This is a genomic window from Sutcliffiella halmapala, from assembly GCF_002019665.1.
Lineage (GTDB): Bacteria > Bacillota > Bacilli > Bacillales > Bacillaceae_I > Sutcliffiella_A > Sutcliffiella_A halmapala.
This window is the reverse complement of sequence record NZ_KV917375.1, coordinates 3939572-3960546: the sequence shown is the minus strand read 5'-3', so window position 1 is coordinate 3960546 and position 20975 is coordinate 3939572. Positions and strand designations below refer to the sequence as shown.

17 protein-coding genes are annotated in these 20975 nt (G+C 37.5%); 10 read left to right on the top strand and 7 right to left on the bottom strand.

Going from position 1 to position 20975, the window contains the following annotated elements:
* The first annotated feature begins 69 nt into the window (after positions 1-69).
* Positions 70-1005, top strand: a complete 936-nt coding sequence (locus BK580_RS19490) for a LysR family transcriptional regulator (RefSeq protein ID WP_169865143.1) — start codon at positions 70-72, stop codon at positions 1003-1005.
* Here the strand turns inward: BK580_RS19490 and BK580_RS19485 are convergent.
* A complete protein-coding gene (locus BK580_RS19485) occupies positions 976-1176 on the bottom strand; it encodes a hypothetical protein (protein WP_078381940.1) in 201 nt (66 codons plus the stop codon). The genes BK580_RS19490 and BK580_RS19485 overlap by 30 nt on opposite strands.
* Before the next feature lie 311 nt (positions 1177-1487).
* On the opposite strand from BK580_RS19485, the gene BK580_RS19480 reads away from it, so the two are divergent.
* The 3 genes from BK580_RS19480 to BK580_RS19470 all read left to right on the top strand — a co-directional run bounded on the left by BK580_RS19480 (position 1488) and on the right by BK580_RS19470 (position 4452).
* A complete protein-coding gene (locus BK580_RS19480) occupies positions 1488-2756 on the top strand; it encodes an MFS transporter (protein ID WP_078381939.1) in 1269 nt (422 codons plus the stop codon).
* A 197-nt stretch (positions 2757-2953) separates the two neighbouring features.
* Positions 2954-3511 carry a thioredoxin family protein gene (locus tag BK580_RS19475; RefSeq protein ID WP_078381938.1) on the top strand — a complete coding sequence of 186 codons (558 nt, stop codon included), beginning with the start codon at positions 2954-2956 and terminating at the stop codon, positions 3509-3511.
* Positions 3512-3693: 182 nt separating this feature from the next.
* Complete coding sequence (locus BK580_RS19470) at positions 3694-4452, top strand: hypothetical protein (protein ID WP_078381937.1); 759 nt, start codon at positions 3694-3696, stop codon at positions 4450-4452.
* A gap of 420 nt (positions 4453-4872) precedes the next feature.
* Here BK580_RS19470 and BK580_RS19465 read toward each other — a convergent pair whose 3' ends face one another.
* A complete protein-coding gene (locus BK580_RS19465; RefSeq protein ID WP_078381936.1) occupies positions 4873-5613 on the bottom strand; it encodes an SDR family oxidoreductase in 741 nt (246 codons plus the stop codon).
* Between the two features lie 47 nt (positions 5614-5660).
* Positions 5661-6062 carry a MerR family transcriptional regulator gene (locus BK580_RS19460; RefSeq protein ID WP_235864075.1) on the bottom strand — a complete coding sequence of 134 codons (402 nt, stop codon included), beginning with the start codon at positions 6060-6062 and terminating at the stop codon, positions 5661-5663.
* 343 nt (positions 6063-6405) lie between these two features.
* On the opposite strand from BK580_RS19460, the gene BK580_RS19455 reads away from it, so the two are divergent.
* The 3 genes from BK580_RS19455 (at position 6406) to BK580_RS19445 (ending at position 14687) form a co-directional block, all read left to right on the top strand.
* The gene (locus BK580_RS19455) at positions 6406-8460 is read left to right on the top strand and encodes a catalase (protein WP_078381934.1); all 2055 of its coding nucleotides are present in this window, start codon (positions 6406-6408) and stop codon (positions 8458-8460) included.
* Between the two features lie 561 nt (positions 8461-9021).
* Positions 9022-9291, top strand: a complete 270-nt coding sequence (locus BK580_RS19450) for a phospholipase D-like domain-containing protein (RefSeq protein ID WP_139364936.1) — start codon at positions 9022-9024, stop codon at positions 9289-9291.
* A 449-nt stretch (positions 9292-9740) separates the two neighbouring features.
* On the top strand, positions 9741-14687 hold the full coding sequence (locus tag BK580_RS19445) for a cell wall-binding repeat-containing protein (RefSeq protein WP_078381932.1): 4947 nt from the start codon (positions 9741-9743) through the stop codon (positions 14685-14687).
* A 171-nt stretch (positions 14688-14858) separates the two neighbouring features.
* On the opposite strand, the gene BK580_RS19440 is transcribed toward BK580_RS19445, so the two are convergent.
* The 4 genes from BK580_RS19440 to BK580_RS19425 all read right to left on the bottom strand — a co-directional run bounded on the left by BK580_RS19440 (position 14859) and on the right by BK580_RS19425 (position 18662).
* Positions 14859-15725, bottom strand: a complete 867-nt coding sequence (locus tag BK580_RS19440; RefSeq protein ID WP_078381931.1) for a PhnE/PtxC family ABC transporter permease — start codon at positions 15723-15725, stop codon at positions 14859-14861.
* Positions 15726-16511, bottom strand: a complete 786-nt coding sequence (locus BK580_RS19435) for an ABC transporter permease subunit (protein ID WP_078381930.1) — start codon at positions 16509-16511, stop codon at positions 15726-15728. It lies immediately after the preceding gene.
* A complete protein-coding gene (gene phnC / locus BK580_RS19430) occupies positions 16501-17289 on the bottom strand; it encodes a phosphonate ABC transporter ATP-binding protein (RefSeq protein WP_078381929.1) in 789 nt (262 codons plus the stop codon). Before phnC ends, BK580_RS19435 begins: the two co-directional genes overlap by 11 nt.
* 278 nt (positions 17290-17567) lie before the next feature.
* On the bottom strand, positions 17568-18662 hold the full coding sequence (locus tag BK580_RS19425; protein WP_078381928.1) for a PhnD/SsuA/transferrin family substrate-binding protein: 1095 nt from the start codon (positions 18660-18662) through the stop codon (positions 17568-17570).
* A 495-nt stretch (positions 18663-19157) separates the two neighbouring features.
* Here BK580_RS19425 and BK580_RS19420 point away from each other — a divergent pair, with 495 nt between their 5' ends.
* The 3 genes from BK580_RS19420 to phnH are packed head-to-tail and all read left to right on the top strand — an operon-like array spanning position 19158 to position 20974.
* Positions 19158-19883, top strand: a complete 726-nt coding sequence (locus tag BK580_RS19420) for a GntR family transcriptional regulator (protein WP_078381927.1) — start codon at positions 19158-19160, stop codon at positions 19881-19883.
* Between the two features lie 43 nt (positions 19884-19926).
* Positions 19927-20364: a phosphonate C-P lyase system protein PhnG gene (phnG, locus tag BK580_RS19415; protein WP_078381926.1), complete on the top strand. Its 438-nt coding sequence runs from the start codon at positions 19927-19929 to the stop codon at positions 20362-20364.
* The gene (gene phnH, locus BK580_RS19410) at positions 20351-20974 is read left to right on the top strand and encodes a phosphonate C-P lyase system protein PhnH (RefSeq protein ID WP_078381925.1); all 624 of its coding nucleotides are present in this window, start codon (positions 20351-20353) and stop codon (positions 20972-20974) included. The genes phnG and phnH overlap by 14 nt, the downstream gene beginning before the upstream one ends.
* Position 20975 lies beyond the last annotated feature (1 nt).

Below are 20975 nucleotides of genomic sequence, written 5' to 3'. Positions count from 1 at the left end.
GTGTTCGTCATATTTGAGAGTGGTGAAACTTTTCGGAATAAAGATGAAAATGAAAAGATGGTGAATAACATGGAGTTGAAACAATTAGAATATTTTATGGCAATTTGTGAAGAAATGCACTTTACAAAGACTGCAGATAAATTAGGAATTGGACAACCTACTTTAAGTTACCAAATCAAAGCCTTAGAAGATGAGCTTGGCGTTCGACTTTTTGACAGATTGGGTAGAAGAATAGCGCTGACTGAGGCGGGGGAAATTCTACTTGAACACTGCCATAAAATTTTTGACAATATCAAAAGCGCTACTGATCATTTACAGGAACTGCAAACGCTTAATAGAGGCAGGTTAACAATTGGGGCACTTTCTGGTGATTTAAGCCAAATTGCTTCAAGGGCATTAGTCGAGTTTCATTCCATGTATCCACATATACACTTACAATTTTATGCATTAGATGATGTCCTTAAAAAAGTAAAACAAAATGAATTGGACTTAGCATTAACTATTTTGCCACCAGAAGATGAGCAATTAAAAATTATACCTTTATATGAAGAAGAATTTTATTTGGTCGTTCATGCTGAGCATGTATTAGCGAACCAAAACGAAGCAGAATTAAAAGACATACAAAATATACCGTTAATATTAAATCCAAAAGACCATTACTTTAGACATTGGTTTGATATAGTGTGCGCTAAACAGGGGATACTTCTCGATCCTATTATTGAATCGACCGATACAAAAGCAATTATCTGCCTAGTAAAGGAAGGGAAAGGTGCTACTATTTTATCTAGTACATTATTTAACTTAGAAAATAATGGTCAATTAAGAGCAATTCGAATCAAACCATCTCTTATTAGAACAATAGCACTTGTCCATCATAAGCAAAAACATATTGGAACTTCAGCAAATATATTTAAAAATTTATTGTATTCATGTTTAGAAACATATAGCCGTGGAAAGAGTGACTGTACTACCACCTCAAAAGAAAAAGTTCCCACCGTAATCTGAAAAAAATTCTTCTATTATTTGATCGGTTAGTGACTCATTAAATCCTACAGTCTGGAATGGTGTTAATAAAGGCTTGACCACATATTCTAGAATAAGGTAGGAGTGTATCATGAATAAGCGTGGAGCTATCACAAATGCAATTGCAGCTGTTGGCCAACGATCTATTAACATTTTACCTTTTCCAATCTGTCGTATTGGTAGCTGTCTTCGCACCTTATGCTGGAGGAGACTTTAATCTTAAGCGAGAAATCTATATCTATAAAAAGAAGAGTCGATATAATGTTCGGCTCTTCTTTTGTATGCTAAAAACTGGAACAGATGTGAAGTGTGTCTCAAATTGTTAAAATACCATTTTTGAGGAATTCTACATTTAAGGGTCCATTTAAAGCAGATGTTGTTTTTAAAAACAAGTGTAAATAGAGCGGTACGATGTTTATAATGTAAATGGAGTATTTATTATTATTAGAAATGAGTGGTAGGCTGTGAGTACAGTAAAGAACAATATCGAGGAGAATTGGTTAAGGAATATTATTCTCTTTCTTAGTAGTCAGACGATTTCCCTTTTTGGCTCGTCCTTGGTTCAATATGCCATTATGTGGCATGTAACGCTGACGACGGGATCTGGCTTGATGATGACGTTATACATCATTTGTGGTTTTATTCCGACCTTTATTTTATCACCTGTTGCAGGGGTTTGGGCAGATCGTTATAACCGAAAAATGCTAATTATTATTGCGGACGGGCTCATTGCCATTTCGACACTTATTCTTGCTATTCTCTTTTTAATGGGCTTTGAATCGATTTGGCTGCTTTTTGTGATGGCTGCTATTCGTGCCTTTGGGACAGGAATTCAGACGCCGGCTGTCGGTGCTATTTTACCGCAAATTGTTCCAAAGGATAAACTAACAAAGGTAAATGGAATTAATGGTAGTATTCAGGCTATTATTATGTTCCTATCGCCAATGGTCAGTGCAGCACTTTTGGCATTAACCTCGCTTGAAATTATCTTCTTTATTGATGTCATCACGGCAGCAATTGCAATTATTACACTATTTGGTTTTCTGAAAATCGCTGTACATGAGAAGGCAACGGAAAAACAAACAACGAGCTACTTTAGTGATTTCAAACAAGGATTACAATATGTGAACAATAATGCGTTTCTAAAGAAATTCTTCCTCTTCTTTGCAGTATTTTTTGTTTTAATGGCTCCAGCAGCCTTTTTGACACCACTGCAAGTAACACGTAGCTTTGGTGAAGATGTGTGGCGACTTACTGCAATTGAAATAGCTTTCTCCATTGGGATGATGATTGGTGGAGCAGTTATCGCTTCTTGGGGTGGATTTTCAAATAAAGTTAAAACGATGGGATTTGCAAGTATTATTATGGGTGCCTGTACGTTTGCACTTGGTATCGTTCCACTATTTTGGGTTTATTTAGTTTTCATGGCTTTATTCGGCCTCGCTATGCCAATTTTTAATACACCTGCTACCGTTTTATTGCAGGAGAAAATAGAAGAAGATTATTTAGGTAGGGTTTTTGGTGTAATGGGGATGATCTCCACCTCGATGATGCCACTTGGAATGCTGATATTTGGTCCAATAGCAGATTTTATCGAAATCGAATGGTTGCTAATTGGAACTGGAGTATTGATCATTATACTGGCTATTGTTTTAGGTCGAAACAAAGTATTGATTGAAGCTGGAAAGCCTGCATTGAAGGAATCACAGCTGAAAGAAAAGGCGATACAATAGTAATATGGGTCGAGGGGACAGGAACCTCGACCCGTTTGTGTTTTAATAAAAACTCGGTCTTTGTATAGATAATCCACTTTATTAATTTTGAGGGACAATGTGCTTAGTATTGAAAGAAATCAATGAAGCATTATATTAACAGTAATGTCTCATTTTCTGATACGTTAATAGTATTAAATTATTGCGAGGTGCTATGAATGAACTTAAATGATTGGTTTGCAAAAGGACTTACATATGAACAATATAAACAGGGCATGACCGTAAATAAAGAAGAAATGGAAACTATTTTTAACAGTTTTGTTTTTAATGAAGAAGCTACTTTATTACTTGAGGATTTAAAAAGTAGAAAGCTTAGAGTAATTGTATTAACAGAAGACTGGTGTGGCGATGCTCTTTTAAACAATCCTATTTTAATGAATATTGCTAACGAGGCTCATATAGATGTCCGTTTTATCCTCCGCGATCAAAACTTAGAACTTATGGATCAATACTTAACGAATGGAACAGCTCGAGCGATTCCGATTTTTATTTTTATCAATCAAGAGGGAGAAGAGGTAGTTGTTTGGGGACCTAGAGCCGCTGAACTCCAAGAAAAGGTGGAAAAAGCGAAAGCTACATTGCCACCTACTGATACCCCTGATTTCAAAGAAAAGCAAGCTGCACTTTTTAAACAACTAAAAGAATCGTATGTAACTGATGCCTCTTTATGGAACATTGTTGCAGAAAGTATTTTAGGCAAACTGAAAGTAAGTTAAGGGAGTGGAAGGTTCCAGCAGGTGGTATGAGTGCAGGAACCTTTTTTAATGATTTGGGAAATATGGGAATTTCTTTTTTTTTTGCAAAACCCATAAAATTAACAAAAAATAATAAAGGTAATTGAAGAAAAATGTCGAACCCTTTAACCTGTAAGAGAATTTCCAAATGGAAGGGTGAAGGTATGAAGAAGAAAAATACTATTGAGAATGTCGTGAATTTTGTCCAGTCCGAATCAAAAGTAAAGGAATTTCGGCATGATTTACCGATTTCGCATGAGTTAAAGGAAGTGTTGTTAACGAAGGTCTTTGGTGAGTGTGCCAAGGGTATCGTATCGGAGTATTTTGACCAATGTCAGGAGACACTTGGAGAATTTATTGATGACCATCATCCTAGCGAGGAAAAACGAAGTTCGCTAGAACATAATTTGTTTTGGTGGAGAATATTATATGAGGTTAGCCAAGGCATGGAGATGACCTTCGTCGAAAGCTATATTGCAAAAAATTATACTGACTTAAAAGATAAACCACTTATCATTTCTTGGCTAATGGAATGGGAAAAGGCTGTAACGAAATTTTACTACGTTGGGCATACCTTCAATGATCAAGTACTTATCCTTGTGGATACACTGACAGGTGAGCCAGTGGACGTTATCATCTATGACAGGTTCGCTACCCCACCAAAGCAAGGGGAAATTGTCATGGGGACTTTGCTTCCCATCGGAGACAGTTTGTACTTCCCAATTATTGATTTTTACCATTTCGATTACGAAGCAAGAGAACCTATCGCGAAGCATATAAAGCACTATTATGACAAACACCTGAAAGTATCCACGTTGCAGGAAGCTTTTATCCACGTATTATCCGCTGTTTTACAGATTGAACACATTATCGCCACAGAACAAGAAGCACTTGCATCAACACAAACACCTTCAGAATTATAATATTCCTTCAAAGAAAAATCCCTAGCCTGAAATGGTCTGAAGTTCGTCTATATTTTTCCGATAGCTCTGTGTCTTGGTACAAGCTTTAATTTCATAAACAAGAGAAACGTCATAGTATGAAATTATATACATGGGACGAGGGGACACTAAGACCACGTCCCGGTTTCAGGATATTTCGTATTAAATAAAATCATGTAACAATTGAACCACCTTTAACGAAAATGATCTGTCCTGATATGTACGAGGCATCGTCTGAAGCCAGTAGCACATAGGTAGGCGCCAACTTTATTCCAGGTAAATGAAAAAAATTCCTTATATGAAATTTAGCCCTTTTGTATAAGGAATTTTTTTTCAGTAGACGATATTATAAAAATAGCTAGGGTAGACTTTCCTTATCTGCATACTGGGTAATGATGGATTCTATAGGAAACCGCCATTAACACGAAGGGTTTGACCTGTAATCCAAGACGATTCATCCCTCAATAATAGGCTAATAGAATCTGCAATATCATCGGGCGTACCAAGTCGGCGAAAAGCATTCATATTTTTAAATGCCTCTATTTGTTGTTCTGATTTCCCCTGAAAAAATAGTTCAGTAGCAACTGGACCCGGTGCAATAGCATTAATTGTAATATTCCTTGGACCGAACTCTTTAGCTAATTGACGTGTAAACTGTTCAACTGCACTTTTCGTTCCTGCATAAACACTGTATGCGGGTACCATATTTCCAATCACTGAAGTGGAAATATTAATAATACGACCTCCTTCTTCTAGATAGTGATAAGCTTCTTTTATAGAAAAATAAGTCCCTTTAACATTTGTTGAAAATTGAACATCGAAATCCTCTTCCGTGATTTGGTCGATTGGTTTCGTAATCATGACACCAGCATTGTTAATAAGGATATCAATTTTTCCAAATGTCTTGATTGTTATGCTGAATAATTTTTTTATATCTTCTATTTTAGAAATATCCCCTTGTACAGCTAAAGCTCCACCACCTTCGGAAATAATATGTTCAGCAAGTTTTTCTGACCGATTTGCACTATTGGCATAATTTATGACGACAATTGCGCCTTCAGAGGCTAATTTCAGGACGATTTTCTCACCAATCCCTCTGGAACCTCCTGTAACAATCGCTACTTTCCCTTCTAAAGCTCTCATTAACGAACACCATCCTTTTATAATAGTAACTTCTGTTCACCATATCGCTAATTATCGATGTTACCTTTTGTTCCTAGTCCTTTTTGTTTTTCAGAATAAATATCCAATTTATGATTAATCATGGACATATAAATTTCTAACTGTTCTATTTTTAAGTTCAGTCTCGTTTTTTGTTTCTTAAGCAATTGTTCGCGCTCGCTAATTGTGTCATCTCCCTGAAAAGTAAGACGAGCGTATTCTTTCATTTCTTTGATGGTCATACCAGTTTCTCTGAGGCAGGTGATCATTTTAAGCCAGTTGATTTCTTCTTGACCATATATTCGTAAACCACTTTTATTTCGTTTTAATCGTGGTAAAATCCCCTCTTTTTCGTAGTATCGTAAAGTATACACAGACAATCCCGTTTCTTTAGAAACTTGGCCAATTGTAAAATACATCTTATGCTCCACACTCCTCGGTATCAATCTCCATACTTTTTCTAAATGTTCCTTTTTTTTTACTTATGTGTAGCTTCTCCAATTCTCGTTAAAGTGTAATTATTAGCCTCCAAATTTTATAAAAAGCATTTCTTTATTTCTGACACTATTAGCATACAATCTAGAGTGAACTCTAGGTCAATAACAAAATAAATTACCTCTCCCGGAATAATGTTGAGACAATAGAATTACTTCTATATCGAACGTGTTGCCAGAGAAAGTAAAAAAAAATCACTCCTAACCCTGCTCCTCTATCTCATTCAGAATATCCAATCATATCCAAACATAATATTTATCAAAAAGGGAGGCTTGAATCATGAAGGATGAGCGCAAGGTAAATGAGAAGAGCAAGGATAAGCAGTTGGAGTTTTTTCGGGTAGACGATAAGGGGAAAAAACTGACGACGAATCAAGGGCTGAAGATGGCGGAGGATGAGTTTTCTTTAAAAGCTGGTGAGCGTGGTCCAACGTTAATGGAGGATTTTCATTTTCGGGAAAAGATGACACATTTTGATCATGAACGAATTCCTGAGCGGGTGGTTCATGCGAGAGGATTTGCGGCTCATGGGGAGTTTCAAGTATATGAGAGTATGAGACCGTATACGAGAGCAAAATTTTTACAGGATCCTTCAGCGAAAACTCCAGTTTTTGTTCGATTTTCAACAGTGGCGGGTTCACGTGGTTCGGCTGAAACGGTTCGTGATGTGCGGGGGTTTGCGACTAAGTTCTATACCGAGGAAGGAAACTATGATCTTGTTGGCAATAATATGCCGGTGTTTTTTATTCAAGATGCGATTAAATTTCCAGATGTGATACACGCAGTGAAGCCAGAGCCTCATAATGAGATTCCACAAGCAGCATCTGCTCATGATACGTTTTGGGATTTTGTAGCGAACAACCAGGAATCGGCTCATATGATTATGTGGCTTATGTCAGACCGCGCGATTCCAAGGAGTTTCCGGATGATGGAGGGATTTGGTGTTCATACTTTCCGATTTGTGAATGAGTCTGGAACGGCTCATTTTGTGAAGTTCCATTGGAAACCTAAGCTAGGGATACATTCGCTTGTATGGGATGAGGCGCAAAAGATATCTGGAAAGGATCCTGACTTTCATCGGCGTGACTTATGGGAGAATATCGAAAAGGGAAATTTCCCAGAGTTTGAGCTAGGGGTACAGATTATTAAGGAAGATGAGGAATTTGCTTTTGGATTTGACATATTAGACGCGACAAAGTTATGGCCAGAGGAAGTAGTGCCGGTGAAAATTATTGGGAAGATGACCCTGACTCGAAATGTGGATAATGTATTCGCGGAAACTGAGCAGGTCGCTTTTCATCCAGGTCATGTTGTCCCAGGGATTGATTTTACAAATGATCCGTTGCTACAAGGACGTTTATTTTCCTATACAGATACACAGTTAATTAGGCTTGGTGGACCCAATTTTCATGAAATACCAATTAATCGCCCAGTATGTCCTTTTCACAATAATCAGCGCGACGGCTACCATCGCCAAACCATTAATGTCGGAAAAGTGAGCTATCATCGGAACTCATTGGCTGGAAATACCCCTTCGCCTGCTAGTGAAGCAGAAGGTGGCTATGTCCATTATCAAGAAAAAGTGGAGGGAAGAAAGGTTCGGGCTAGAAGTGAAAGCTTTAAGGATCATTTCTCCCAAGCAACGCTTTTCTGGAATAGTATGAGCAAACCAGAAAAAAAGCATATTATCGATGCTTTTCGGTTTGAACTCGGAAAAGTAATGAGTAATTCGGTCAGGCAGCAAGTAGTTGACATGTATGCAAATGTTAATCATGATTTAGCGGATGCAATTGCAGAATACATCGGAGTAAAAGCTCCAAAAGGTTTGGGTTTTGGGGAGAACATCCAACAAACCTCTCCTGCACTGAGCCAGGAAAATACAGCGCATCGTCCTGAGACAAGAAAAGTTTCCATCATTCTTACTGAAGGGTTTAACGGAAAGGATTTAAAGCTTGTCCTGAATAAACTAAAGGCAACTGGCATCCAGCCGGAAGTCATTAGTGAAAAGCTCGGAAAGGTTAAAGGTACTGATGGAGTAGAACTTGAGGCAGGTCATACTTTTTTAACGGCGGATTCGGTATTGTTTGATGCTGTGTATATGGTGCGAGGCAGTAGAAAAAGTAAGAAATTTAACAAGGATGCAACCTTCTTTATTCATGAAGCCTTTTCACACTATAAGCCAATCGGCGCCACCCATGAAGGAAAGCAATGGCTGGAAGTCAATGGGATTGGTGACGCCGCTGGGGTGGTCATGGCAGATGATATGGAGTGGTTTGCGAACGAATTTATTAAGCTGATAGCAGCTCATCGTCAGTGGGGTCGTAAGGTAGTTTAAGAGAATGATAATAGGTGAAACTAATAACAGTAACTAACAATCCGTATTTTGTTATATACGGGTTTTTTCTTTTTGGGCTTTATCGTGTACAGTGATAATTTTGAAACAGGGATTAATTGGTGGTACCTCTTTTAAAAAATTGCACAAATATGAGAAACCTCGCGATTTACGTTAGAACCTCTGTAACTTATATGAGAACCACCGAGAGTTTCATGAGAACCTTGGTGATTGATGTGAGAATCTCTACAAGTTAAGGAGGAAAAACTCGAGATCTAACCTCTAGTAGCTTCAAAATAGGACATCATTTTTTGACAAAGCCTACTTTCAGGGTAGCCCCAAATAGACACATCTACATTACCAAAAGAATACTAACAAAATCTTAATCTAATCTTTTTATTCCCCAACATATACATATAAAAAAGTCTATCAGATAAAGGAGACGAAAATGTCTAAGCTGACTAGGAGGAAGGAGAGATTCTACTTGAAAGACTAGTGCCCAATGAAACTAGGAGAGACCGTGTTGTTCTCTTAGAAAATGGGCAAGAGTCATTGGGGATAAGATTGGATTTAATAGACAATGCGGAGGAAAGAATAGATATTACGTATCATTCTATCCAAGATGGTGTAGCAGCTTCTTTATTTTTTACTAGTCTATTAGAAGCGGCATGCCGAGGTGTGCAGGTTCGGGTAATTTTAGACGGGATGTTTCATCATGTAAGAGGGGCGTTGAAAATCGTATCTTCCTTAGGTTCATCACGGCAAATTGCCAAAGAAATGAATGTAACTTATCATCTTGAGAAGGTAGAAGTTTCAACAAAAAACAGGCATTAGATAGAGTGACTTAAGAGGCTATGGAAAGCCGAGATCAAAAGGGAGTTTAACAAGCAATCTACCTATATTTTCAGGGTAGTAATCATAGTAAGTGTTTTTTTGCTTCATTCTTAATGAGTAAATATACCGAAATATCAATATTTTATTATAAGAAATTAATATCATTTTTTTTACAATATAATCAAATTAATGCACATAAAATATATTTTTAGTTAAATAGTCGCGTTACTTAAGTGGTTTATATCCTTTTTCTAAATATTAATTTCTCCTCCATCTAAATTTTAAATCGATATCATCATATATTCTGTATTGTTTATTTTTCTAAATACTTATAATATTTTGTCTAGTGTCAATTCCAACTGAATAGGAGGGAACAAGCATTAGTATAATAGTTTTTATGTGATGGGATTTTTGGTAAATAAGATTAAAGTAATGGAGGAGTTTGTAATTTGAAAACATTTGTCAAAAAAGGAAAGTTGGCTTTATGTATAATATTGATTTTATCTTTAGTAACTAATTTTTTTATTCCGAATATCGCTTGGGCAACGGAAAAATCCAATGGCCCCATATCAGTTAGTGACAACGAAATACAAATTAATAAAGCGGATGCTAAACTTTTTGAACAATTTAAAGACCAGAAGGAAGTTACATTCTTAGTTAAATTTAAAGAACAAGTAGATACGAATAAAGTTGCATTAGAAGCAGCAGAAAAAGCAAAAAAGCAAAAAACAGCAGTAAGTACTGAGATTTATGTTCGTTCATCTATCGTTTCTACACTTCGGAACACAGCAATAGAAACTCAATATAAAGTGGTGGATTACCTCGAAAGTGCCAAAAAAGAGGGCAAGGTAAAAAACATTGAATCATTCTACGTTGTCAATGCTATTGCAGTTACTGGAACAAAAGAGGTAATGGAAAAGCTTGCGACATATTCGGAGGTTGAAAAAATTCTTCCAAATGAAACCCGACAATTAATTGCTCCAGCATCTAATCCGGACACTACAGCAGTTAGTACTCAATCAACAATTGAGTGGGGAGTGGGCCAGGTTGGTGCACCTCAAGTTTGGGATATGGGAATCGATGGATCAGGTATTGTTGTAGCAAGTATTGATACAGGTGTTCAATGGGATCATCCTGCTTTGATTGAAAAATACAGAGGGTATAATCCTACTAAACCAAATAATCCTAATCATACCTTTAACTGGTACGATGCAGTGGGAGGAAAAGAAATCCCATATGATGATTTAAAGCATGGTACTCATACAGTAGGAACGATGGTTGGTTCAGAGTCTGATGGAAGCAATCAAATAGGTGTTGCTCCTGGTGCAAAATGGATAGCTGTTAAAGCATTCTCAGATAGGGGGGGTACTGATGTTGACCTCTTAAAAGCTGGTGAGTGGGTATTAGCACCAAAAGATTCAGAAGGGAATCCTCATCCTGAAATGGCTCCTGATGTTGTGAACAACTCATGGGGGGGTGGGCCAGGTTTGGATGAATGGTATCGACCAATGGTAGAAAACTGGCGGGCAGCTGGGATTTTCCCAGTATTTGCTGCAGGAAATGACGGTTATGGAGGGGAAGGGTGGATTGCTTCACCAGCGAACTATCCAGAATCTTTTGCAGTAGCGGCAACAGATAATAACAACGAATTAGCTTGGTTCTCATCCCGTGGACCTGGTCCATATAATGAGACGAAACCGGATGTTTCCGGACCTGGGGTTAATGTTCGTTCAGCTGTTCCAACTAATGATTATGAGCTGATGAGTGGGACATCCATGGCAACACCCCATATATCAGGAGTTATTGCGTTAATCATGCAAGCAAATGCATCATTGACTATCGAGCAAATTGAGGAATTATTGATTGATACAGCAATTCCATTGACAGATTCAGAGTTTTCGACTACTCCAAATTATGGGTATGGATACGGTTTTGTTAACGCTTACAATGCTATAAAATCATTCCAACAAGGGAATGGATTGATTCAAGGGCTTGTTGTACAAAATGGGAAGGATACTTCAGAACCTACTTTCCAACACACATCTCCTGACTTTGTATACGATAGAGTGGTACTGCCTTTAACGGTGGAAGTACAAGATAATATCAGTGTTGATACCGTTGAACTTCAGTATTTAGTAGATAATGAGTGGAAGACAATTAAAGCAACTAGAACAGCGGGTGACTTTAGAAATGGGACCTATCAAGCTATTGTACCAGGTGAGAATGTAAAGAGTACCAGATTTTCATATAAATGGATGATTGAAGATTACGGGAAAAATAATGTAACTTCACCAACGTATAAAGTAGAAGTGAAGTCTGCAATCTCAATTGGTTATTTTAATAATTTGGAAAAAGCTCCAGAAGGTTGGTATTCAGAAGGAGTGTATAATGATTGGCAATGGGGGAGCCCTCAAACAGGACCTGAACAGGCTTTTTCAGGGGAAAAAGTCTACGGGACAACCCTTAATGGTCCACATGCTCCTAATACTGAATCTTATCTCAATATGCCACCTATCGACATTCCGGAAAACGGAAGTGCATATTTGCAGTTTAAGCAATGGTATGACTTCAGTCCAGATGGAATAGGTGGTTCAACAGATTACGGAGCGATCCTAGTTTCAACGGATCGAGAAAACTGGGAAATGTTAGCTAGAACAGAAGCGACTAAATTCGAGGATAACGGATTACCAATAGAATATTCAACGAACGGTTGGATAGATGGCGAGGTAGATCTTTCCGCTTACGCTGGAAATCGAATTTATATTAGTTTCTATGTGTTTGCCGTTCAGACAGGATTTGAAATACGTTCGTATGATGGTTGGTATTTAGATGACATAGAATTAACTGATACACCATTAGAAGAAGTTGAGGAAACGAAAAGAGGAGAGTCAACAGGAATTATTCATACAAAAGAACTCTCTCAAGATAGTATTCTGGCTCCAACAGCTACAAATGTTAAAGCTATTACTAATCAACCAAATGTAATGCCAATAGGTGCGAAGGTAACTTTACTAGATTCTGGATTCTCTAGTACATCAAGCCCGGAAAATGGTAGGTTTTCTATCAATCATAAAGCTGGGGAGTTCACTCTTCGTGCTGAAGCTTATGGATTTCACTCCAAAGACCAGCAGGTTTCAATTCCAAAAGATGGGGTTGTCGAATCAAACTTTACTCTTAAGCCTTTAGGGAAGGGAACGGTAGAAGGTGCAATACAGGATGAAACGACAGGAAAGCCAATAGCCGATGCTACCATTTCTTTAATAGAGGATGCAACTATTACCCCAGTAAAAACTGATAGTAACGGAAGATTTACACTTACAGCATATGAAGGTACCTATACACTACATGTGTTTAAGAAAGATTATGTATTTAATGAATACTCGATAACTCTTCATTCGGACAAGAATATCACCCAGAACGCTGAATTGAAAAGGTTTATCGGGTTCCCAGGAGAGATTGGTTATGATGATGGGACATCAGAAAATTCGTGGTTTTGGCGCGGAAGTCCTAACAACGGCTTTGCTATCAGAATGTCATTGGAAGAAGGCGTTACGAAATCTTGGTTGACAGGTGGACTCTTTAAAGTTAATACAGAATTCCCTACTCCGGGCGCCACTCGATTTCAGGTAGCGGTTTATGATTCCACAGGTAAAAACGGTACCCCAGGGAAAAAAATTGCAGGTCCATTTGATGCTAACGCGCGTACAGATGGGGAGTGGACGCATGTTGATTTAACTGATAAAAACATTTTTGTTACAGGAGATTTCTATTTAGTATATGTACAACCTGATAATTCTGCTGCCGGTACATCACCAAGTATCTTTAGTGATAATGATGGTGCTTTTCATGACCGAAATTGGTGGTTATATAATGGAATATGGGAGCATGTTGAGGATTCAGGATATGGAAACTTGATGATTCGTGCAGTTGTGAACAATTCTATTCCAGCTCCAGTCATCGAAAAGCCAGATAATAACACCAAAACAACGAAAACTGAGATTGAAATAAAAGGAAAAACAATAACAAAAAGCAAAATTATCATTCAAAATAACGGGAAGGATGTAGCTACTGAAACTAGTAAAGAAGATGGTTCTTTCAGTATTCCAATTAAATTGAACCATGGTGTAAATACGATAACTGCAATAGCAGAGACTAAGGATGGGAGAACAGAGCCTTCTTCACCAATAAATATTGAAAGGGTAAATCCTGAAATTGTTGATTTAAAACCATCTGTAGATACGTATGTAAATCCAGGTGAAAAAGTAGAAGTTTCGTTTAGAAGTGAATCAAAAGGTGGTAAGGCAAGCTACTCCATTAAGCTACCTGGACAATTAACTGCTAAATCTTCTTCAAGCAATGTAATGGAAGAAGTAAAACCAGGTGTTTACACAGGAATATGGACTGTTCCAGCAAATGTCAACCTTCAAGGGGCTATTATTGAAGTGGAATTTACAGATGTGGAAGGAAACAGAGTTGTTCAAGAAGCAAAAGGTAAACTGTTTATCAATCATGATCAGTTAAATCGAATTTCTGGAGCAGATAGATACAAAACTGCAATAGAAGTAAGCCGTAACGGTTGGGCAACTGCTAATACTGTTGTATTAGCTCGTGGTAATGATTATGCAGATGCACTAGCTGGTGTGCCTTTAGCGTATAAACTAGGAGCACCAATTTTACTAACTAGAAGTGATCAACTACCAGAAGAAACAATGAAAGAGATCAAAAGGTTAGGAGCTAAGAAGGTTGTAATTTTAGGTGGAAAAGGTGCAGTTAGTCAAGTCATCTCAGATAAATTAAAAAGCAAAGGATTAGAAGTGGAGCGTATAGGCGGTTCTGATCGTTATCATACAGCAGCGCTTATTGCAGAGCAAGTAGCACCAAATGGTGTGGATAAAGTTGTTGTAGCAAGCGGTCAAAACTTTCCTGATGCATTGTCTGTAGCATCATTTGCTGCAAGAGAAGGAATGCCGATTTTATTAACATCAGCTAAATATCTACCTCAATATACTATTGATGCAATCGAAGCGGTTGGTGCAAAAGAGAGTATTATAGTTGGTGGAACTTCCGTAGTTTCCAAAGAAATTGAAAAACAACTTCCAGCTGCTAATCGTTTAAGTGGTAGCGATCGTTATGAAACGAATGTGGAAGTGGCAAAGGCTTTCGGAGTAGATAATAAACATATGTATGTTGCAACTGGAAGAGGATATGCTGATGCATTATCGGGAGCCGTTTTAGCAGCTAAAAATAACAGTGCAATATTACTGGTTGGAGAAAACGTACCAGGAGTTGTTTCGAATTATATTAAAAAACAAGGAATCAAGCAGATAACAATTTTTGGTGGCAAAGCAGCTGTTAGTGAGAAGACGGCAGCTAATCTACAAAAAATAATCAAATAAATATATTGAATTAAGAAGGGGTGTCACCAAAAGCTATGCTTTAGGGACACCCTCTCTTAATTTTCCTAGGGATTTGGATTACTGGAGTTGTTGAATTTCTACAAAAAATTGGGAGTGACTGGCACCATCACATCCGGGTATATGGTTATGAGTATTACTCTTTAACCTTTATTAGACTTTCACCCGAAAGCGAGATTTAATTCTCGTAGCAAGAACTTCAAGTAAGATGGCTACAATTAAAATAAAATACGTTATCGTCCCAATTTCACGAATATCATAATAGAAGGCACTTGCCATGAACATGTCAAAACCGATACCACCAGCACCAGCTGCAGCCCCCATTGCAATAGCAACACCGAAGTTGATTTCAAAACGTAAGAACGTCCAAGAGATTAGGTAAGTAATCGAGGACGGAATCACTGCTTGGAAGACAATTTGCCACCAGTTAGCCCCGCTACCTTTTAGCGCTTCGATAACTCCTTGATCTAATTCTTCAAACGATTCGGAGTAGGCTTTTACTAAGTAACTAACAGAGTGAAAGGTCATTCCGATAACAGCAGCAACACTACCAAGCCCAGCTGCAATGGCAAATATTAATACCCAAAGAACAGTTGGAACAGCCCGAACAATGGCAACAAATCCTTTAATCGCATTTGAAATGTACTTATTCGATAAATTTTGAGCTGCTAATAGGGCAAGGAATAAAGCAATGATTGCTCCAAAAATCGTTGTTAAAATAGCGAGACTAAGTGTGATGGATACTGCTTTTAAAGCTTCACCAAATGTAAAGTGATTAAAATGCGGTTCAGTAAACATTGTTTTAAAGTTAACGAGTGTTGAAACGATTGCTTCAAATACATTGAGGTTTTTATAATCAAAGCTGAAAAATCCATATATAGTTAAAAAAAGTAAACTATACAGTGTACATTGAATGACAATTCTTGTTTTGTTGATTGGTTTAACTTTAATTGGTTTATCAAGATATTCTTGAATTACATTGCTATGATTAGGTTTTGGATTTAATCTTTCGATTCCCATTTACAGAATCACCCTCCTGACGTAGTTGGAAATGAATTCAATAAGAAGGATGGTCACTACAATCACAAGAACGACTAAGCTTGCCGCATTGTAATTCATGCTTTTGTAATATAGGTCAAAAGCAAAACCAATACCAGTGCCGGTTAGTATTCCGATTAAAGTCGCACTCCGTATATTTGTTTCGACGACGAACAGCACCCAACTAATCATCTGGGCAATACTTGAGGGAACAACAGATTGAAAAATAATTGTTAAATAAGTTGCACCAGTTGCTTGAAGAGCTTCAACCGAGCTATTACTTGCTTCATCAATCACTTCAATAAAAGCACGAGTTAGAAAACCAAACGATACAAAGAAGAGGGCAAAAAAGCCGGTTAATGAGCTTTGGCCGAATGAGAATAACAAAATCAATGACCAAGCAGCAATATCAATATTACGGAATAAAGTAGCGAATCCACGCGCAATTGTCGACATGAAATTATTTATTTTTGTCGTGTTAGATCCCATAATGGCAAACATGAGCGCACAAATTGCAGCGATGGTCGTGGCGGCAATAGAAACAAGCACCGTTTCTACTAATTTATCTAGTATACTCGGGAGACGCTCTAATGATTGGACATTCGGTAGAAAGTTTGTAAACGCCCATTCAATAGCTTTTGGAATAGACGAAAATCCTTTCATAAAACTGAACTCTGTTAAGAGAATCGCTCCATAAGTGATAGCTACAATGATAAAAAGGATAATAGATGATCGAAAGCGTTTTTTAGCAAAATATTTATCCTGCATTTCTTCCTCCAATGTCAAGGATTAAGTCACCAGCTTCAGAACCGTAAATGTGATGGATTTCTTCATTTGTAATATCCTTAGGTGACCCGTTATAGACAATACTTCCCTTACTAACTCCGATAATCCGATCTGAGTAATTAAGAGCGACATCGACTTGGTGTAAATTGACGATGACCGTAATTCCCATTGAAGTAGAGATTTCTTTTAAGTAATCCATAATAACCTTCGATGCATTTGGATCAAGAGAGGCGATTGGTTCATCACATAATAGCATTTTGGGGTTTTGAACGAGTGCCCTTGCAATACCAACCCGTTGTTTTTGCCCACCACTTAATTGATCGCATCGTTTATACACCTGTTCTTCTAGGCCGAGTAGTCCAAGCATTTGGATCGTTTGCCGTTTTTCTTCTTCACTATATAAACCTAAAACACCAGCAAAGGTAGATTTATATCCAAGACGACCGTGAAGAACGTTTTCGATAACACTTAAGCGAGTAACTAAATTATAGTGTTGGAAAACCATCCCTATACTCGTTCGTAGCTTGCGAAGTTCTCTTTTGTTGAATTTCATAATATCCACATTATCAAAGATGATTTCTCCGTCACTTGCATCAATCATGCGATTAATGCAACGAAGAAGAGTTGATTTCCCAGCCCCAGATGGTCCGATTACGGAAACAAACTCTCCTTCTTTAACAGAGAAGTTAACATCTGATAACGCTAGAGTATCTTTTCCATAATGCTTCGATACGCTTTTTAATTCTAGTAACGTTGTCATATGAGTTAACTCCTTTTTATAAAAGGCTGTTTTTGTATACTTTGTGGCTTTTTCGCGAGATAAGAAAAGAAAGATTGTCCGTTCCTTTCCTTTCCGCTACAGGTACTCGCTTTCCGCAGGGAGGGTACGAGCCTCCCTCGGCTTTGCCTGCGGGGTCTCGCACTTCCCTCTATGTCCTGCAGGAGTCGAGTACCTTTCGCTCCAATCCACTCAGCGGTATAAATATCTTCAAATAGTTACAATTTTTACGAAAAGAGCCTTATAGTATTATCCTTTTGTTATCGAGATAGTTCACGAATTGGATTGAACCAAGCATCTTCTACTTCTACGAAACGCTCGTCAGCACTTTTGGTGAATAAACCTTTGTATTCAGAATCTGCTGGAACGAATAATTTCTCGTTATGAGCCATCTCGTCTGAAGTGAAAGCAGTACGGATTTTGTCGATTAATTCCGTACTCATAGTATCTTGATTAACAACGAAAGGAGCATTTAATACCGGTGTTACGGAAATTAAGACAAACTCTTCTCCAGGCATTGTGTTAAATGGCTCAGCAGCACCCTCTGCCACTTTATATACCGCACCAGGACGATTTTCTTCCCCACTTACAAATTCAATATAGTTATTTACACAAGTGTCACAGAAGGAAGCAACATCTGCTCTGTCTGTTAAGAGGTTTACCGCTGTACCTTGGTGTGATCCACCATAAAGCACATCACTAAAGAATTGGTTACTACCACCTTCTAGTAAATCATCAGCTGTTAAATCTTTGTATTCAGCAATATTGTTAAAATGAGTAACAATCCCGTTAGATGGAACTTTAAATCCTGACGTGGAACTGTTGGATACAAATGAGAATCTTTTGCCAGCAATGTTATCAATCGAAAACTCAGAACCGTTCATATATTCGTCTTCATTACCTTTTTTAACTGCTAACCAAGAATAGTAGACTGCATCATCTAATGTGCCAGAGACTCCACTTGGTACGACTAGAGGCTGGATGTTATTGTTTTTGGCATTTGCTTCTATGTAACCTTGAGCTCCCATAAAAGCTAAATCAGCATTACCGTTAACAAGTGTCTCAATTGCAATAAGGTAGTCAGTTGTTGTTTGATGCTCAACTTTTGCCCCTGTTGCTTTTTCGATTTCTCGTCCAATTTCGTCACGAGCATCCTTTAAATCTGCACCTGATTCATTTGGGTACCAAACAATTGTTAATGTATCTTTAGATTCCTCTTGTGATGCGATTTTTGTACCTGGATCTTCAGTAGTAGAACTGTTATTACTAGAAGAACTTGAGTTACTTGAAGAGTTACATGCAGCTAGAATGGTAACAAGCGTAATTGTGAAAAATAAGACTAATGCTTTCTTCATTTAAATACTCCTCTCCTTTTTAGAAAATCTTTGTAGGTTTCGATAGTCAAAGGCATAAACAAACATAATGACCGATTCTACTAAACTCTTAAGGACGCTTCGAATGATCCGTATGATTTATGCTAAAACCTCCTAATGAAGTAACTTGACCAACGAGTCTCATTATAGCCAAGCTCTTTTAACATAGTCTTAAGTGAAAACGATAATTGTGTAAAAATTTGTTAAAGAAAATCGGAATTATGAATAAGACATTTACTAACTTGCTAGATAATAAAAGGCTAATGCAATTAAGAAATGTGTGCTTACAGCATTAAGTATAAGAATTTTCGAAAAATATTATTAAGAGTGTAAAGTTGTTCGGGGATTTTTAAAGGATTAATTAATTGAAAATTTACTTTTTTACAATTTTTATAACTATATTTACACGGCCTTAACCACCTGTACTTGTTGATAAGTTAGATTTTTAGTATCACAGTTTTTAAAAGGAGATGTTTTATGAAACGTTCTCGTGATGAATCTTTGCGCCACTTGGAAATTGCAGATTATTTAATAAGAAACATTCGTTCTGATCAATTTGCTGTAAATCAGAAAATCCCATCTGAAAATGAGCTGTGCAGTCAGTTTACTGTCAATCGGAATATCGTAAGGCAAGCAATTGCTAGACTGACTAATTTAGGGTGGATCACACCCATTCATGGGAAAGGATGTTTTGTTAATCCAATTCCTGCGCCTATTGTTTATGTTCTATCCAATAAGACGAGATTTACTGACAACATGAAAAAACAAGGATTGGAATACAGTAGTAAACTTCTTCATTGGGAGAAGGGAGCGGCGAAAAAAGAGGAACAGGAAAAATTAGGATTACGTGAGACGGATCTCGTTTATCGCTTGGAAATTTTGCGATCCATTGATCAGAAGCCATTTTCCATCACAACAACGATCATGCCAGAACAAGATGTTCCTTTGTTAGAAAACTATTTGAATCAGTTTGTTAGTTTATATGAAATTTTAATGGATCACTATCAATTACAACCGTTTCGTTCGAAATCTATTTTTCAAGCGAGTTTACCTTCTTTAAACGATGCAGATTTATTAGAGTTACCAGAGAATATTCCCATTCTGCATATTGAAAGCTTAATGAATCATCCATCTGGGCTTCCTTTGGAATACAGTATTGCTCGAGTTAGAGGAGATATGCATAAGTGTTTAATAGAGTTTTAAGAAATGGAGCGTTTCCGATTTTATATTAGGAGGTTGATAAGGAATGAAAAAATCGAGATTAACAAAAATTCTTGTTGAAGGTGAACCTAGCGTACTCCAATACCTAGCTTCTGAGGTAGAGAAAGTTGCAACGGTTCAAATAGAACGAAAGCCAACGACTGGCTTAGTGATGGTCCAAGCTCGTGATTCCGTATCGGAGCAACCCTTTTATATGGGAGAAATTCTCGTGACGGAATGTACTGTATCCATCGAAGGAAAATTTGGAATGGGAGTAGTTAAAGGGGAGGAGCCAGAACGTTCCTATTATATAGCTGTTGTAGATGCAGCCTTTAATGCTGGGTTATCCGTAATTACTGAATTAATTCCTACGATGGAGTATGAGGAACAAGCTATTCGCAACAAGCATTTGAAGGAAGCAGCCTTAGTCGCTCAGTCCCAAGTACATTTCGATACGATGGAGGATTACAATGACAAAAGCTAATGTAGATTCGTTTGATATCGTAAAAGAAACACAAGTAATCTATCGGAAATTGCTTGATTGTATGGCGCGACCTGGTAAAATCGAAAACATTTCTTCTTCTGTAGAGGACTTAACTAAACATAAGCTCTTTTCACCCGTTCTTGAAGGAATTGTCCTTGCATTAGTTGACCAAGAAGTATCGTTTAAAGTGGTTGGTCCTCAAAGTGAGGAAGTCATGCAATATTTGAAATGGAAAACGTTTGGGGTAGAGGCGCCTATCTCTATGGCAGACTTCATTTTTATCCCAGAAGAATTAATGGATGCTGAAATCTCTCCATTGATGAAGCAAGTGAAAATTGGCACTCTAGAGGATCCACATTTGAGTGCAACTATTATTATTCTCGTAAAAAATCTTTCTACTATTACGAATGATAACGGAAATTCACTGACGTTCCAAGGACCAGGTATTGCGGAAAAAATGACAATAAATATAGAAGGAATGTCAAATGCATGGCTTAGTGAGCGGAAAAAAATCAATAAGGAATTTCCACTAGGTGTTGATTTCATTTTCGTAACAGAAGCAGGGGATATCATGGCAATTCCAAGAACGACTTTAATAGAAAGTGAGTGAT